The sequence below is a fragment of the Providencia sp. PROV175 genome (assembly GCF_032707045.1).
Taxonomy (GTDB): domain Bacteria; phylum Pseudomonadota; class Gammaproteobacteria; order Enterobacterales; family Enterobacteriaceae; genus Providencia; species Providencia hangzhouensis.
On sequence record NZ_CP120533.1, the window covers coordinates 3,869,412 to 3,884,032 of the forward strand.

General features: G+C 38.0%; 13 protein-coding genes and 1 pseudogene. 2 read left to right on the plus strand and 12 right to left on the minus strand.

All coding sequences use genetic code 11. The annotated features are described in order from the left end of the window. Nucleotides 1-10: 10 nt before the first annotated feature. Nucleotides 11-217, minus strand: a pseudogene (locus tag P3L44_RS17655) (winged helix-turn-helix domain-containing protein); the annotation flags it as partial. Nucleotides 218-296: 79 nt separating this feature from the next. Further along, nucleotides 297-869, minus strand: a complete 573-nt coding sequence (locus P3L44_RS17660) for a TetR/AcrR family transcriptional regulator (RefSeq protein ID WP_140171881.1) — start codon at nucleotides 867-869, stop codon at nucleotides 297-299. A 303-nt stretch (nucleotides 870-1,172) separates the two neighbouring features. Here P3L44_RS17660 and P3L44_RS17665 point away from each other — a divergent pair, with 303 nt between their 5' ends. Then, entirely contained in the window at nucleotides 1,173-1,730 is a 558-nt protein-coding gene (locus tag P3L44_RS17665; RefSeq protein WP_136135365.1) for an NADPH-dependent FMN reductase, read from the plus strand. Between the two features lie 241 nt (nucleotides 1,731-1,971). Here the strand turns inward: P3L44_RS17665 and potD are convergent, their stop codons facing one another. The 4 genes from potD to potA all read right to left on the minus strand — a co-directional run bounded on the left by potD (nucleotide 1,972) and on the right by potA (nucleotide 5,925). Further along, nucleotides 1,972-3,021: a spermidine/putrescine ABC transporter substrate-binding protein PotD gene (potD, locus tag P3L44_RS17670; protein ID WP_140171718.1), complete on the minus strand. Its 1,050-nt coding sequence runs from the start codon at nucleotides 3,019-3,021 to the stop codon at nucleotides 1,972-1,974. A 159-nt stretch (nucleotides 3,022-3,180) separates the two neighbouring features. Further along, complete coding sequence (gene potC, locus P3L44_RS17675) at nucleotides 3,181-3,969, minus strand: spermidine/putrescine ABC transporter permease PotC (protein ID WP_004259098.1); 789 nt, start codon at nucleotides 3,967-3,969, stop codon at nucleotides 3,181-3,183. Then, nucleotides 3,966-4,829, minus strand: coding sequence for a spermidine/putrescine ABC transporter permease PotB (potB, locus tag P3L44_RS17680; RefSeq protein WP_004259100.1), 864 nt, complete (start codon nucleotides 4,827-4,829; stop codon nucleotides 3,966-3,968). Before potB ends, potC begins: the two co-directional genes overlap by 4 nt. Continuing rightward, a complete protein-coding gene (potA, locus tag P3L44_RS17685; protein WP_004259102.1) occupies nucleotides 4,816-5,925 on the minus strand; it encodes a spermidine/putrescine ABC transporter ATP-binding protein PotA in 1,110 nt (369 codons plus the stop codon). Before potA ends, potB begins: the two co-directional genes overlap by 14 nt. A gap of 907 nt (nucleotides 5,926-6,832) precedes the next feature. Between potA and P3L44_RS17690 the strand changes: the two genes are divergently transcribed. Next, on the plus strand, nucleotides 6,833-8,479 hold the full coding sequence (locus P3L44_RS17690) for a fumarate hydratase (RefSeq protein WP_272662835.1): 1,647 nt from the start codon (nucleotides 6,833-6,835) through the stop codon (nucleotides 8,477-8,479). Between the two features lie 212 nt (nucleotides 8,480-8,691). Here P3L44_RS17690 and P3L44_RS17695 read toward each other — a convergent pair whose 3' ends face one another. The 6 genes from P3L44_RS17695 to P3L44_RS17720 form a co-directional block, all read right to left on the minus strand. Then, on the minus strand, nucleotides 8,692-9,657 hold the full coding sequence (locus P3L44_RS17695) for a fimbrial protein (protein WP_004259112.1): 966 nt from the start codon (nucleotides 9,655-9,657) through the stop codon (nucleotides 8,692-8,694). A gap of 12 nt (nucleotides 9,658-9,669) precedes the next feature. Continuing rightward, entirely contained in the window at nucleotides 9,670-10,146 is a 477-nt protein-coding gene (locus tag P3L44_RS17700; protein WP_226617002.1) for a fimbrial protein, read from the minus strand. 85 nt (nucleotides 10,147-10,231) lie between these two features. Further along, the gene (locus P3L44_RS17705; RefSeq protein ID WP_004259120.1) at nucleotides 10,232-10,960 is read right to left on the minus strand and encodes a molecular chaperone; all 729 of its coding nucleotides are present in this window, start codon (nucleotides 10,958-10,960) and stop codon (nucleotides 10,232-10,234) included. A gap of 11 nt (nucleotides 10,961-10,971) precedes the next feature. After that, nucleotides 10,972-13,467 carry a fimbria/pilus outer membrane usher protein gene (locus P3L44_RS17710; protein ID WP_272662834.1) on the minus strand — a complete coding sequence of 832 codons (2,496 nt, stop codon included), beginning with the start codon at nucleotides 13,465-13,467 and terminating at the stop codon, nucleotides 10,972-10,974. Between the two features lie 78 nt (nucleotides 13,468-13,545). Next, nucleotides 13,546-14,103 (minus strand): fimbrial protein, encoded by a 558-nt coding sequence (locus P3L44_RS17715; RefSeq protein WP_004259129.1) that lies wholly within the window; start codon nucleotides 14,101-14,103, stop codon nucleotides 13,546-13,548. 214 nt (nucleotides 14,104-14,317) lie between these two features. Beyond that, nucleotides 14,318-14,554 carry a helix-turn-helix domain-containing protein gene (locus tag P3L44_RS17720; RefSeq protein WP_004259130.1) on the minus strand — a complete coding sequence of 79 codons (237 nt, stop codon included), beginning with the start codon at nucleotides 14,552-14,554 and terminating at the stop codon, nucleotides 14,318-14,320. Between the last annotated feature and the right edge of the window lie 67 nt (nucleotides 14,555-14,621).

The window sequence follows — 14,621 nt, forward strand, 5'->3', positions numbered from 1 at the left end:
TACAGTCTCTTAAATTACTGTTCGATGAAACTAATCCATTATCATCCCATACCGCTTTTAATACCTCATCTCGGGAAACAACGCCTCTGTGTTGAATAAAATAAAATAATAATGCATTGGCAGTTATCGACAGCTGTGTATCCACCTCATCTTCTTTTAAAGATAAAGTGCCATCAACTGCATCATATAGAATGAAAGCATTGATTTTATATTTCACTGTCGCCTCATGTGCTTATTTTATGAATAAAATTGCACTACCGTTATTATTACTATTTTTACTTATGTACTGTTTTTACTTATGGAATTTTTTCAAATGATATTGCCGTTAGCCGACTAACAATCGCATCACGTTCTTGCTGTGATAACGTTTCTCCCTCAGTCAATGACGAAAGCCACAACCCATCAGCCGCATAACGCACTAACGCGCCTAAATAACTGTTATCGAACTCATCCCCCTTTTCCAAATGGTTGGTTACCCAATCTCGCCAGCACTGACGTAACACTGGCTCAGTTGGCATAGCCAAAGACAATAACGCGAGCTGAAAACTTTCATCAGATTCTTTTAACTCACCAATATAGTGCAAATAAGCACGAGAAAAACGCCCATAGGGATTTGGATCATTATCCATAATGGTATGTATTCTCTCATCCATAATCCCCAGCAATTGCACAAACAGTGCATGAATAAGCTCTTGCTTCGTTGGGAAGTGGTGCATTAACCCGCCTTTGCTAACACCCGCTTCCCTTGCCACTGCATTAAGTGAGAGTGAAGAGATCCCTTCTCTGCCAGCAATAATACGAGCAGCTTTCAGTAACTCCACTTGAAGCTTAATGGGATCTTTTTTTCTATGCTGAGCAGATTTATTCATGCAATGAATGATACCGACCAGTCGGTATGTTTCATTTTGACTAAAATCAAGTAACCCTGATTTGTTCATGGGTAAATCTAAATAGTGGAAGAGGACTCACAATATCGAATTATGATAAGTTGTAACCCCATAATTAATTTAAAAATATCAAATATTTTTGATGTTTAGTTATCTATTTTAATTTCACTTAGTTTTGCACATCCTCAGATTATGATGTTTAATAGTGAGAGTGAAACAATGCTCTATTCAATAAATAGCGGTTTGCAGTATTCCTAACTAACTCCCCGTGAAAGAGGTTTTATCATGTCAAATCAATACAATATTGGTGTCATTGTGGGTAGTTTGCGCGCTGATTCATATAATTTAGTTGTCGCTAAAGCCATGACTAAATTATTCCCCACAAATTTCACGTTTAAATTTATCAATATTGGTGAACTCCCTCTCTATAACCAAGATGCAGACCAAAATGTGCCTCCTGTTGTGGCTAATTTCAAATCTCAAATTAAAGCCTGTGATGGCATTATTTTCGCCACCCCAGAATATAACCGTTCAATGCCTGGCGTATTGAAAAATGCGATTGACCAAGGCTCTCGCCCATGGGGAGATAATTCATGGGATGGCATCCCTGCAGGAGTGCTAGGAGTATCTATTGGCAATATTAGTACGGCTATTGCACAACAACATTTGCGTAATAGCTTGGCATTTTTGAATATGCCGACAATGAACCAACCAGAGTGCTATTTGAAGTGGTATGAGGGAATGGTTGATGAACAAGGTAATATTTCACCCAAAAGTAAAGATTTCCTACAACCGTGGGCAGATACCTTTGTGAAGTTTGTTGGTCATAATGCCAAACGTTAGCTATTAAAAAAAGGCATCACAATCGTGATGCCTGAGGTTGTTGACAAAGCGGGATAAAAGCGTGGTTTTTCCCACTTTGTGTTATCAGCCGAAAATCAATAAATTGATTTTCCTAATTTATTTTCAAAACCTATTCGACTTACCGCCAAACATAATATGTTTGTCAGTAGTCTGAGGCATCACAATCGTGATGCCTTTTTATTATCTTCGAACCCTATTTAGCTTGCGACTAAAACAATAATTAACGTCCTGCTTTTAGCTTTTGGAAATATTCTTCATAAATAATATTGGTATTCCCCACATCACTTTGCCATTCGCCTTTTTGCAGAACTTCTTCACTTGGGTAAAGTGATGGGTCATTAGCAATTTCAGCAGGTAATAATTTTTTAGCTTCTAAATTTGGTGTTGGGTAACCAATAGATTCAGCCACTTGAGCTGCAATTTCTGGACGCAATAAGAAATTAATTAACTTATGGGCCCCTTCCACATTTTTGGCGTTAGCAGGAATAGCTAAGCTATCCATCCAGAAAATCCCACCTTCTTTTGGCCACACCACTTCAATCGGTAAGCCAGCTTGCCGCGCGACGAATGCAGAACCATTCCACAACATTCCCACATCAACCTCACCTTCAATAAATGGTGTTGCTGGGTTGTCAGAGTTGAAGGCTAAAATATTTGGGCGTAATTTTTGCAACTCTTTATACGCCTCTTCAATTTGTTTCGGATCAGTCGTATTACCTGAATAACCTAATTTAGTGAGCGCAACTTGGAAAACTTCCCGTGCATCATCCATCATCAGCAAGCTATTTTTATACTCAGGTTTCCAAAAATCCGCCCACGAGGTGACAGACTGTGGGTCAACAGCTTCACCATTAATACCTATCCCTGTCGCACCCCAAATATAAGGCACTGAATAATCATTATTCGGGTCAAATTCTTTATGGATTAAGTTTGGGTCAAGATTTTTAAAATTGGTTAATTTGCTGTGATCAATCTTTTGTAGCATCCCTTCTTTACTCATTTTGGCAATAAAATAAGTAGAAGGCACCACCAAGTCATAAGCCCCTTCTTTATAGGTCTTTAACTTGGTATACATGCTTTCGTTTGATTCATAGGTGGAGTAAATCACCTTGATGCCCGTTTCTTTGGTAAATTGCTCTAATAAACCGGGGGGAACATATTCTGTCCAGTTATAGAAATACAGTACGTCTTTGTTATCGTCAGCGGCAGTTGCCGTGCCAATACTTGCAACCATTAACCCTGCTGCCAGTAGATAGGACCATTTTTTCATTACTGAGTTTCCCTCAACAAAGTGTTTTTATCCCTTAATGCATCAAGTAACCACTTGAATTATTTAGGGTATATATCTTATAGGCTAAATAAAGCCCACCCTCTCGCCATATGGCATCAAAAAAGCGCTGTTATAGAAAAAACCAACACCATCACTCATTTATGATTTCGCTTTTTTCGAGTATTTATCCCGCATCACCCATTGGCTTAAACAAACGAGCAGTAAAGACATAATCAACAATACTGTCGCCAATGCGTTTACTTCTGGGGAGACCCCGACTTTTACCATTGAATATATTTTCAATGGTAAAATCTCATAACTTGGCCCCGTAACAAATGACGAAACCACCACATCGTCCATCGACAATGTAAAACTCAGTAGCCACCCTGCCACAACCGCAGGTAGCGCTAATGGCAAAATGATTTTCCTTAAGATGGTAAACTCACCCGCACCGAGGTCACGTGCAGCTTCGAGCATCTTCACATCAAAGTCCTTTAACCTTGCATACACCGTCACCACTACAAAGGGCAGACAGAATGTAATATGGGAAAAAAGCAATGACCAAAAACCTAGCGAAACCCCAAGGATCATAAATAGAACCAATAACGAAATCGCCATGACGATATCAGGTGACATCATGACCACAAATAACATGCCACCAACAAAAGGTTTTCCTCTAAAGCGATAGCGAAATAATGCAACGGCGGTTAATGTGCCAATGGCTGTCGCGAAAGTCGCTGACAAAACCGCCATGGTTAATGAATGCCCCGCAGCTTCTAATAAGCTATCGTTATTAGCTAGTAATTCATACCATTTAGTTGAAAACCCTTGCCACTGAATACCAAAGCGCGACTCATTAAAGGAATTAACAATCAAAATGATGATTGGAATATAAAGATAAGCGTAGATGATGGCCATAAAACCACCACGCAGAGTACGTCCGATCATTCTTCATATGCCTTTTTATTCAGAAGCTTAGCTGCTCGGTAATACACATACAGCAATAACCCCATCATCACCGTGAGGAAAATGCTGGTTGCTGCCCCGAATGGCCAATCACGAATATTTAAGAACTGGCTCTTAATTACGTTACCGATCAGTAGATTTTTCGCACCACCCATTAAATCCGCGACGTAGAACAGCCCCATTGCTGGTAATAAAACCAGCAAACAGCCTGCAATAATACCTGGCATCGTTAAAGGAATGATAATTTTCACAAACCGTTGAAATTTATTCGCACCGAGATCTCTTGCAGCTTCTATATATGACTTATCCAGCTTTTCAATACTTGAATACAGCGGCATCACCATAAACGGCAACAATATATAAATGAGGCCTAGTATGACGGCTTCAGGTGTATACATAATTTTCAACGGTTTATCGATAACACCAACCCACAGTAAAAAGTCATTTAAGTACCCTTTGGTACTGAGAAAAACTTTTAACCCATAGATACGAATCAATGAATTGGTCCAAAATGGCACAATTAACAGAAACAACATCAAAGGTTGCACCCGTTTAGGTAGCTTTGCCAATATAAAGGCAAATGGATAGCCAATAACTAAACAGAAAAAGGTTGCGATCACCGCCATATTGAGCGAGTGCAGCATGACCTCTGCATACATCGGGTCAGACAAGCGAACGTAGTTATCCCACGTAAAAACTAAGTCGACTAAGTTGGTGTCGCTACGCGTCAAAAAGCTAGTACCAATAATCATGATATTAGGCAAGAAGACGAATAGCAGCAGCCAGGCGACCACCCCAGTGATAATAACGTTCTGCAAAATTTTATGTTTACGAATGATCATCCAGAACTACCTCCCAACTTTCAACCCAAGTCACAGCAACTTTTTGGTTAAGGGAGTGGTCGACATCGGGGTCATCTTCATTAAAGAATTCGCTAACCATGACAATTTTGCCATCTTCCATTTCAACCACTGAGTCTAACGTCATGCCTTTATAGTTACGCTCACGAACGTAGCCAATCAGCCCCGGATGGTTATCTGCATCATTCACTTCTTCAACGCGCAAGTCTTCAGGACGTAATAACACACTGACGTGTTGCCCTTCTTTGACAGAGAGCTCAGTGAAAATATCACATTCATGCCCTTCAACATTGGCTCGAATACGTTTATCATCAATGCGATACAATACTTTCGCATCAAAAATATTAATTTCACCAATAAATTGAGCTACAAACAGATTTTTCGGTTCCTCATAGATTTCGCGAGGAGTACCGTCTTGCTCAATTTTCCCTTCACGCATCACAATGATACGGTCAGACATGGCCAAGGCTTCTTCTTGGTCGTGGGTCACAAAAATAAACGTGATCCCCAGTTTTCGTTGAAGCGCTTTTAGCTCATTTTGCATTTGTTTGCGCAGTTTATAATCAAGCGCAGATAATGATTCATCCAGTAGTAGGACTTTCGGGCGATTCACTACCGCACGGGCTATCGCCACGCGTTGTTGTTGACCACCAGACAGTTGGTTGGGTCTACGCTCAGCAAAATCTTCTAGTTGCACCATACGCAAGGCTTGGTCGACACGTTTTTGGATTTCAGCCGCAGGCGTTTTTTGCATGCGCAGGCCAAATGCCACGTTATCGAAGACTGTCATATGAGGAAATAAAGCGTAGCTTTGAAAGACGGTATTTACAAAACGGTTTTCCGCTGGAATATCCGTAATATCTTGACCATCAAGAATAATTTGACCGCCATCGGCATCTTCTAGCCCTGCAATAAGACGTAAAACAGTCGTTTTACCGCAACCAGAAGGCCCCAGAATGGTCAAAAACTCACCGTTCTGAATGGTTAAGTCAAGCTCAGAAATAATTTGTTTGCCATCAAAACCTTTACTTAAAGATTTTAATTCAATGAGTGGTGTCAGAGAGGTTGTCTCAGTCATTTATTATACACTCTATCCCTAGGAATAATGCAGATAGAATCGCCACCGTTAAAGACTGTATAAGCTTGTCGGAGGTTTACTCTGTCAACTTAAGTAACATAAGTAAATAATTTCCCCAGCAAAGCCCAAAACCAGTAGCGCCATTTAAACTTCATAAGGCATGCATGATAAACACTGTTTTTGCAAATTGAAAGCCATTTTCACAACTTCGTTTGCCTTTCATTATGAATTCTCAATAAATAAAACAGATTTTTGAGAAAAATAAGCGACATAGCGATATATAGAATCAGTCTGTCCATATCTATAGATTTACATGATACATTCGAAGATAAAACTTAAGTCAAATTCAATGAAATTCATAGAGTTAAAACAATTCACAATAAAAATAATAATAATTATGGAATTAATAGTTTTTATTATTTTTAATTTTTTAATTCATATATTTAATGATATAAATTTTAAAACTTCATGCGAGATAAAAATACAATAAGCCTTTACCATAACTAACTCGTCGAGTTTTGATGGTAGTTATATCCAGTAGATATATATCGTGATTATATATAGAACAAAGGCAATAACTGGTAACATCTATAACAAATAATTAAAGTCGCAGTTGATAATATTATTATGTGATTTAAATCTAATTTTCATTAATCCTTATTTTTTATCTCAATAAATTTAACCAATATCATATTATTCTTTGCATCTCTTTGAATATAATAATCAAATTGATATAATTTCAATCTAAACTGTAACTTTTAGTGACTTATTTTGTGATTTTTGTTTCATTATTACACCCATAAATTTTACTTTGTATCTTTCGAGTTAAATCAATTAAAGAATAAACATAAGCCTTCGGGTGATTACCTTTGGAAATTCCACTGAAATTAATATGTGAGTGAGCAAAATGGCTAATAAAGAGTTTTTTTACCAAGAACCTTATCCATTATCTGAGGATAAAACTGAGTATTTCCAAGTCTCTGATAAATATGTTTCTGTAGAACAATTTGCTGGTAAGCAAATTTTAAAGATAGAACCTGAGGCATTAACTCTCCTTGCAGAACACGCAATTTATGAATCCCAGTTTTTTTTAAGAGCTGCGCACCAGAAACAAGTCGCCGCTATCTTACAAGACCCAGAAGCCAGCGAAAACGACAAATACGTGGCGTTACAATTACTTCGCAATGCTGAAATTTCTGCAAAAGGTATTTTGCCAAACTGCCAAGATACAGGAACGGTTGCGGTTGTTGGGAAAAAAGGCCAACAAGTTTGGACAGACTGCAATGACGAAGAGTACCTCTCTCGAGGGATTTATAATGTCTTCCAACACGAAAACCTGCGCTTTTCTCAAAATGCACCGCTAGATATGTTTAATGAAGTCAATACTGGCACAAACCTGCCAGCACAGTTTGACATTTTTGCGACCACAGGTGATGAATATCACTTCCTATTTGTTAACAAAGGCGGCGGTTCAGCAAATAAATCAGCACTTTACCAAGAAACAAAAGCCACCTTAACCCCAGCCAAGTTAAAAAATTTCTTAATTGAAAAAATGCGTAACTTAGGAACAACAGCTTGCCCGCCTTACCATATTGCCTTCGTTATCGGCGGTACTTCAGCGGAAACAACACTGAAAACAGCTAAACTCGCCTCCGCAAAATACTACGACAACCTGCCAACCACAGGTAATGAGTACGGCCGTGCTTTCCGTGATATTGAACTAGAAAATGAGTTATTAGAAGCTTCTCGTCATCTTGGTTTTGGCGCACAATTTGGTGGTAAATATTTTGCTCACGATGTACGAGTTATTCGTTTACCTCGTCATGGTGCCTCTTGCCCAATCGGTTTAGCCATTTCTTGCTCTGCCGACCGTAATATTAAAGCTAAAATTACCAAAAGCGGTTTATGGCTTGAAAAAATGGAACATAACCCAGCCCAATACATTCCTGAATCTATGCGTAACCAAGCTGAAGGAAAAGTGGTACATATCGACCTCAACCGCCCAATGAAAGATATTTTGGCTGAGCTGAGTAAACACCCGGTATCAACACGTGTTTCTCTCAGCGGGCCTCTGATTATTGCTCGAGATATTGCGCATACTAAGCTTAAAGAACGTTTAGATAACGGCGAAGAATTGCCTCAATATTTTAAAGACCACATGGTGTATTACGCAGGGCCAGCCAAAAAACCAGAAGATATGGTTTCCGGCTCTTTAGGTCCGACAACAGGTAACCGCATGGACCCTTATGTTGACCTGTTCCAATCCCACGGAGGTAGCATGCTAATGTTGGCGAAAGGCAACCGAACTCAAGCGGTAACTGATGCATGTAAAAAACACGGAGGGTTTTATTTAGGTAGTATCGGTGGCTCAGCTGCGATTCTCGCTCAAGAATATGTGAAAAGTTTAAATTGCCTTGAGTATCCAGAATTAGGAATGGAAGCGATTTGGAAAATGGAAGTTGAGGGGCTGCCTGCATTTATTCTCGTTGATGACAAAGGCAATAACTTCTTTGAACAAGTCCAAAATGAGACTTGCCGTAAATGCGTTAAATAAGATTTGCCACTCTAGCGCAATGGAATGCGCTAACTTTCGTTAGCCTATATCACTGCATAACGATGTAACATAGCAAAGAGCAGGCTTTTGGCCTGCTCTTTGGTTGTTGACAACGTGGGATAACAGTGTGATTTTTCCCGCTTTGCGTTATCAGCCGAAAATCAATCTATTGATTTTCATCATGTATTTTTAGTCATCTCTTCGGATTAATGTTAATAATAGTTAATACGGACAATCGTTGAGGCGCTAAATGGTCCTGTTTTTACCGCTCCCACCTTTTTAACCGTCGCACTGTAGTCACGTGTAATCGATGTACTCCCTAAGGGGAGTGTTCCGAAAAACTGGAAGTAATTAAATTTTATTTTTTCCGCTTTATCATCCGAAATAATTAAATTAGTCCCGTTTTTTAGATCAATGGCATACTCTCCATTTAACGGGTCTGTAGTTTCGAAGTTAATATTCATGGAAAAATTATCTAAGCAGCCCCGCTTCACCGCTTGTATCTGAAAATCTTTTTTAAACTCTTTTCCTTGATTAAGCTCAGTGATCATTAACTGACCATAGTCAATTTGCTGTGACTCTGGGTAAACTTTAATATCAGCCCCACACTTGAGAAAGCGAATACCTCGTAACCCAGTAATAGAATACTTCAAGTTTTTTGCACCATTGGTATGGTTTATCCCACCACTTCCATCAAACTGGAAAACCGTAAATTGGTTATCCCCTGTGTAGTTACCTGAAGGAGGAACAATACCCGTCACTTTGATATATAGTGTAAAAGTCACTGTTACCGTGACATTCTCTCCGCGGCGAATAGGTGGAGTCCCTAAGTTGACACGCTGCTCATTTTGTTCCAATTGTTGGCCTTGGTAATTCGCGCCTAGTAATAACCCTGTCCCAAGTTTTTGAGATTTCGGATTAAAATACATATGAACAACGTCAACAGCATTACCAAGTACATTGTCACAATAAACGGTTACTGTTAAAGGGTCGGATTGCCAAATAATAGAACCTGCCGTTGTATCAGCAGGAATGGCCAATTGACCTACAGGAACTGCGGGTTTTTCGACGACTCCAGTCCCCTTTTCCACACAATCTAATGCAAAGGTTTTTGGGCTAATAAAAACGAATAGAAATAAAATATAAAAACCATATTTTTGAATAAACTTGTGTATCATGATTTATACACCTTATATGTAAGTAATATTTAAGGTAATTTGCGTTTTAATATTACCCACTGTTAATTCATTTCTTGGTAGATAACTCTCTAGCATGGAATAAATCGTAATTTGCTGGTTATCATCAAAATAGATTGGATAACTACGGTATTCACCATTGGGGACAATATTGCCATCTTTATCCATTAATCGAATCCCATAACCATTTAGAATGGTTTTACCACCAAATAAATTACGGTCTGTACTTTCAGTTGGTTCTGAAATAAACATGATCCGAACAACCGGAACCCTATCATCGCGATTGCGTTTTGGAAAAATACAATCATCAAACTTTAGTTTGATTTCATGCTTAGGGCTTCTGTCTCCAATTTCATTAAAGTAATTCAGAGATATTGGTCCTAATTCAATATTTTGATCTATCGAGTAAAATGAAATCTTACAAGGCAATGCCACCACATTTCCCGTAAAATTAAGATCACCTCTCATCATGCTACTATCTGCATAAGCTTGGCTTCCACATAGAGATAGCATAAAAAGACATATTGAAAAGTAGCAATTTCTCATATCTAAAATCCTATTGGCTCTCTTTTGACAGCTGGCAGGTCGACGCAGCGCATTGGTAAGTCAACATTTTCATGCCACCGTAATCATCCATATAACCGGTATATAACTGATTAAAACTGCTTGCTGGTACGGGAACACTTTCCTTAGAAAGCGGGGCAATCATCACACTTTCAAAACCAGGAAAATTTTTCTGGTTATTATTACTGAGATAACCCAATGTCACATAATATTTAGTTGGATTTTCAATAAGTAATTGCCCACCTGTGTGCGTATATTTCAGCTCTTTAGCCCATACTTTATCGCTGTTATTTTCGATTTGAGGTGGTCGATAAAACATTTTGAGACGGCTTTGAATCGCAATCTGTACGACATTTTCTTTATCTGTCACCGGTGGAATTTCACGCACATTTAAATAGAACAGAGATTCTCTATCTTGTGGAAGAGCATCTATTCCCTCTGTTTTAATAATTTTAATTTGGTTTTTAGCATTCGGCTCAACGCGTTGCATTGGAGGTAAAACGGTAAAAGGTTCAGAAACCTTATTCCCTTTTTCATCTTCCATCCAAGATTGAGCTAAGTAGGGCATTGTTTTGCTTTGGTTATTAATAACCAAACTGATTGATTTATCTTTGCCTGGAAAAATGATCCGTGTACGGTCAATATTAATCGCAGCAGACGCAACTTGCATGCCGACAAAAACTAATGAAAATCCTAAAGCTACTACATACTTTTTACTCATACATCATTCCTTTATTGGCAAGGGATCAGGACTTTACCCTGATTTTTTTCGGCAATATTAGGTAAATTCAAACTACATTGGTTTGCGCCAGCAGCCCATTTCACTATGTAGCTTTCTTCTGGAGCCACACCCGTTAAATAAGCAACACCACTATCTGCAATAATTCCGACTTCTCTTCCTGTACTTAATTCAGTCACACTGGTACCAAGCGGTGGATAATTCCCATTATTCAAACGGATAACTGCTAAAATACGTTTTCCTTGGTTCGCTTTTATTCTCTGAAAACCAATTGAACCCTCAGTTAATGTTTTACCAATAATGTTGTCATTGACATCCACATCGTCAGGCAGTGTATTCATATCAATGTAAACATCTGAATTAGAAAAACTATTTAAGCTTGTCGCAACACCAATCCCAAATCGGTTCGTGACAGATTCACCATTATTAATAGAAATCCCAGCGACATTGTCACTATCAATCATCACTCGAGGTTCGTTGTTAGTCCCGTTACGGTGCATAGCTGCGCCATATTTCGTTGCTGTCATGGAGCCATACCAACTACCGCCAAAAGCACGATATGAGTTCACATTCTCTGTCGCATTAACATTCAATACGCCATAAGGCGATGAATATTGATAACTACCGCTGATATTTGGCTCAGCACGTCCAAGCTTGTGCTGGTCACCACCAACACGCATACTCCAGTAGTTATTATTCTCGTTCGGGCTGTAATAACCTACCGATTGGCCAAAGCTATGGTCATTATCTGCATATTGAGCGTCGTAACTGACTGACGCACCATTTTCAAGTGGCACGGAGAAAGAAAGGTAAATTTGATTATCATCCGTCTCTTCATATTTAATTTTATTAAGTGATAAGGTGCCGGAAATGTTTTTAATTTGCCCTATACTAAATAGCTTACTAAAACTCATACCAAAGTTTGTTGTAGATTCACTATTCCAAAATTGATGGTGAGAAGCATTAAAATAGACAGTTAAGTCCAACGGGCTGATATATTGGTTAAAAGACGCGGTATACACGTTTTTGTCACGTCTAAAATCAAGCACACCATTCGCTGCATCAATATATTGAGGCATAGTTAAGAATTCTTTTTCAGAAAACTTATAACCTGCAAATGTGACCTGCGAATTGGTAGATTCAAAACGTTTAGAATAATTTAAACGGTAGCTGTTACCCGAATAAGAGCCAAAATTATCTACATTTGCATGAGTGCGAGTAATATCAAAGGAAATAGCGCCAAACATATTCATGTTTTGCCCTATTCCTAAGTTTATCGCTTGGTAATTGTTATTATCTACCGTAGCAATTAACCCGCCAAAGATGGATGTGTCACCAAATAAACCATAGGAAGCTTCCCCTACAATAAACTTAGGGTCAACTTTCTGCGAGTGGCCAAATGGGTCAGATTTACCCATAGTAAATTTATAAAGCAGTTGGCCCTGACGAGTTAAAAATGGCAGCGATGCCGCCGTCACTTGATAAGTGGTTTTTGAACCGTCCTCTTCCTCAATGGTGACATCTAAAGTGCCTTGCACCGCTTCAGTAATATCTTGAATATTAAATGGCCCTGGAGCAACTTTAACTTGTTTAATCACACGCCCATTCTGTGAAATAATCACCATTGCATTCGTTTTAGCGATACCCGTCACTTGAGGCGCGTAACCACGTAGTGACGGTGGAAGCATTCGATTATCACTAAAAATAGATGCCCCTATAAAGCGAAAACTATCAAATAAGTCAGTCTTCAAATAAGACTCACCAAGTAAAACTTTTGCACCCATTTGAGGCAAAGCACGAAAGGCATATAACTGAGTCCAATCAAACCGTTCATTCGTTTTACCTTGGGAGCGATTATATTGATATTGATAATCAGCGCGGAAACGCCAAGCCCCTAAGTTAACGCCAGCGGTACCGTTACTACTACCACTGATTGTTTCACTATTATTTTTAGGAGCGGAATAGTTGGCAAACAGGTTATAATCAAGAAATGCACCCATAATTCCATTTTCCCATTGGGAAGGTGGAACCCAGTACGGGTCATCATATTCTAACCAAGCTTGAGGAATAGAAAATAAGATATTCTGGTTGGCTTTGTCAAAGCGATAATTAATATCTAAATTTTTAGATAGCTCAATACACTGGCCATTATTATTTTGCAGAAGTTCTTCCTTAACTTTCTTTTTTAATGCAAAAATATTTACCATCTCTGGTGTAACACAGAGTGTTGAGGTATCTTTACTCTCTTCAATAAATTTAATTAAATATTGCCCTGATAATTTTCGACCATTTAATGTAATATCCGTTAGGTATTCACCTGCAGGAATAAAGTCTGGGTTAGAAAACTGACTTAAGTCAATATTATCTCTATCCTTAGCATCAATAATATTCATATTAAATTCCACTGCATTAGACATTCCAGAAAAGGAAAATGCCAAAGCAATCGAAAATAATATTTTATTTATTTTAAACTGAGGAAATAGAGACATGATGTTCCCTGTAAGAAAAATAAAAATAAAGAAAGAAAAATAACAGGCAAATACATGCCTGTTATTTTAAATAAAAAATTACAGGTAGTTTAAAGCGTAAGTTGCTTGAGAAATGATGCTACCAGTTTCAACTTTGCTACCATTTGCTTCAACACGTGCACTGAATACTAATTTATTTGGACCATCCGCTAATGGCAGCTCAACACTGGTATCACCAACTTTCATTGTTGCGCCATCTGCGTTGATTAAACGAACACCAACACCTTTAGAAGTACCTGTATTAGCCAGTAATTCTTTTGCTGTAGTATCTGGAGTACCCGTGAAAGTTACTTTAACTTTGCTAACTGCAGGGAAGACAACTACATCGCTAGCATCTTTAACTTCACCTAAATCACAGTTTTCTAACTGGATATTATATTGAACGCTTTGGCTATATTTGTTACCCGTTTCTAATACTTTATTTGCAACTTGGCCGAGGTCAACGTTAATTGTACCGTCACCTGGGATTGAGCAAGGTGCATTAATAACTTTACCAGTAAAATTGATGACACCACTACCTTGATCTACAGGTGCTGCCTGTGCAATACCAAATGAAGAAGCGATAATTGTAGCTAATGCAATCTTAGTTAATTTCATTTATATTTTCCTATAAAAAGACGACAGATGTACCAATCACCTAATAATCAATAAATTACTAGGTTGATATTTATTTGCTGAGAATGTAAAGGTAAAAATAAGAAAGTTAGATTTTTACTAAAAAAATAAAAACACTACATTTTTATTTTTTTAGATATTTAGTTAACTTTAAATATGAATGTTTTTATAATTAGATTACTCTTGATTTTTTAAATTAATTACTTTCTTTATTGATAAAAACATCATCAATAAAAAAGCAAATCATTTCTGTATCTAAAGCGTTAGCAAGGGTGTGCAAGTTTTCAATATTTATATTGCACTCACCCCTTTCATAACGTGAAATCTGTTGTTGGCTAACACCAACAAGATTAGCTAATTCGATGCCTGAAAGCCCTAAATGCTTTCTTCTTTTTCTAATCTCTCTGCCTACTATACGATTTACATTTATCATCAACAATAGCCCAAAATAACCTAAAATATTAAATGGCTAAATTATATTACAAATCAAAAAATTTCAC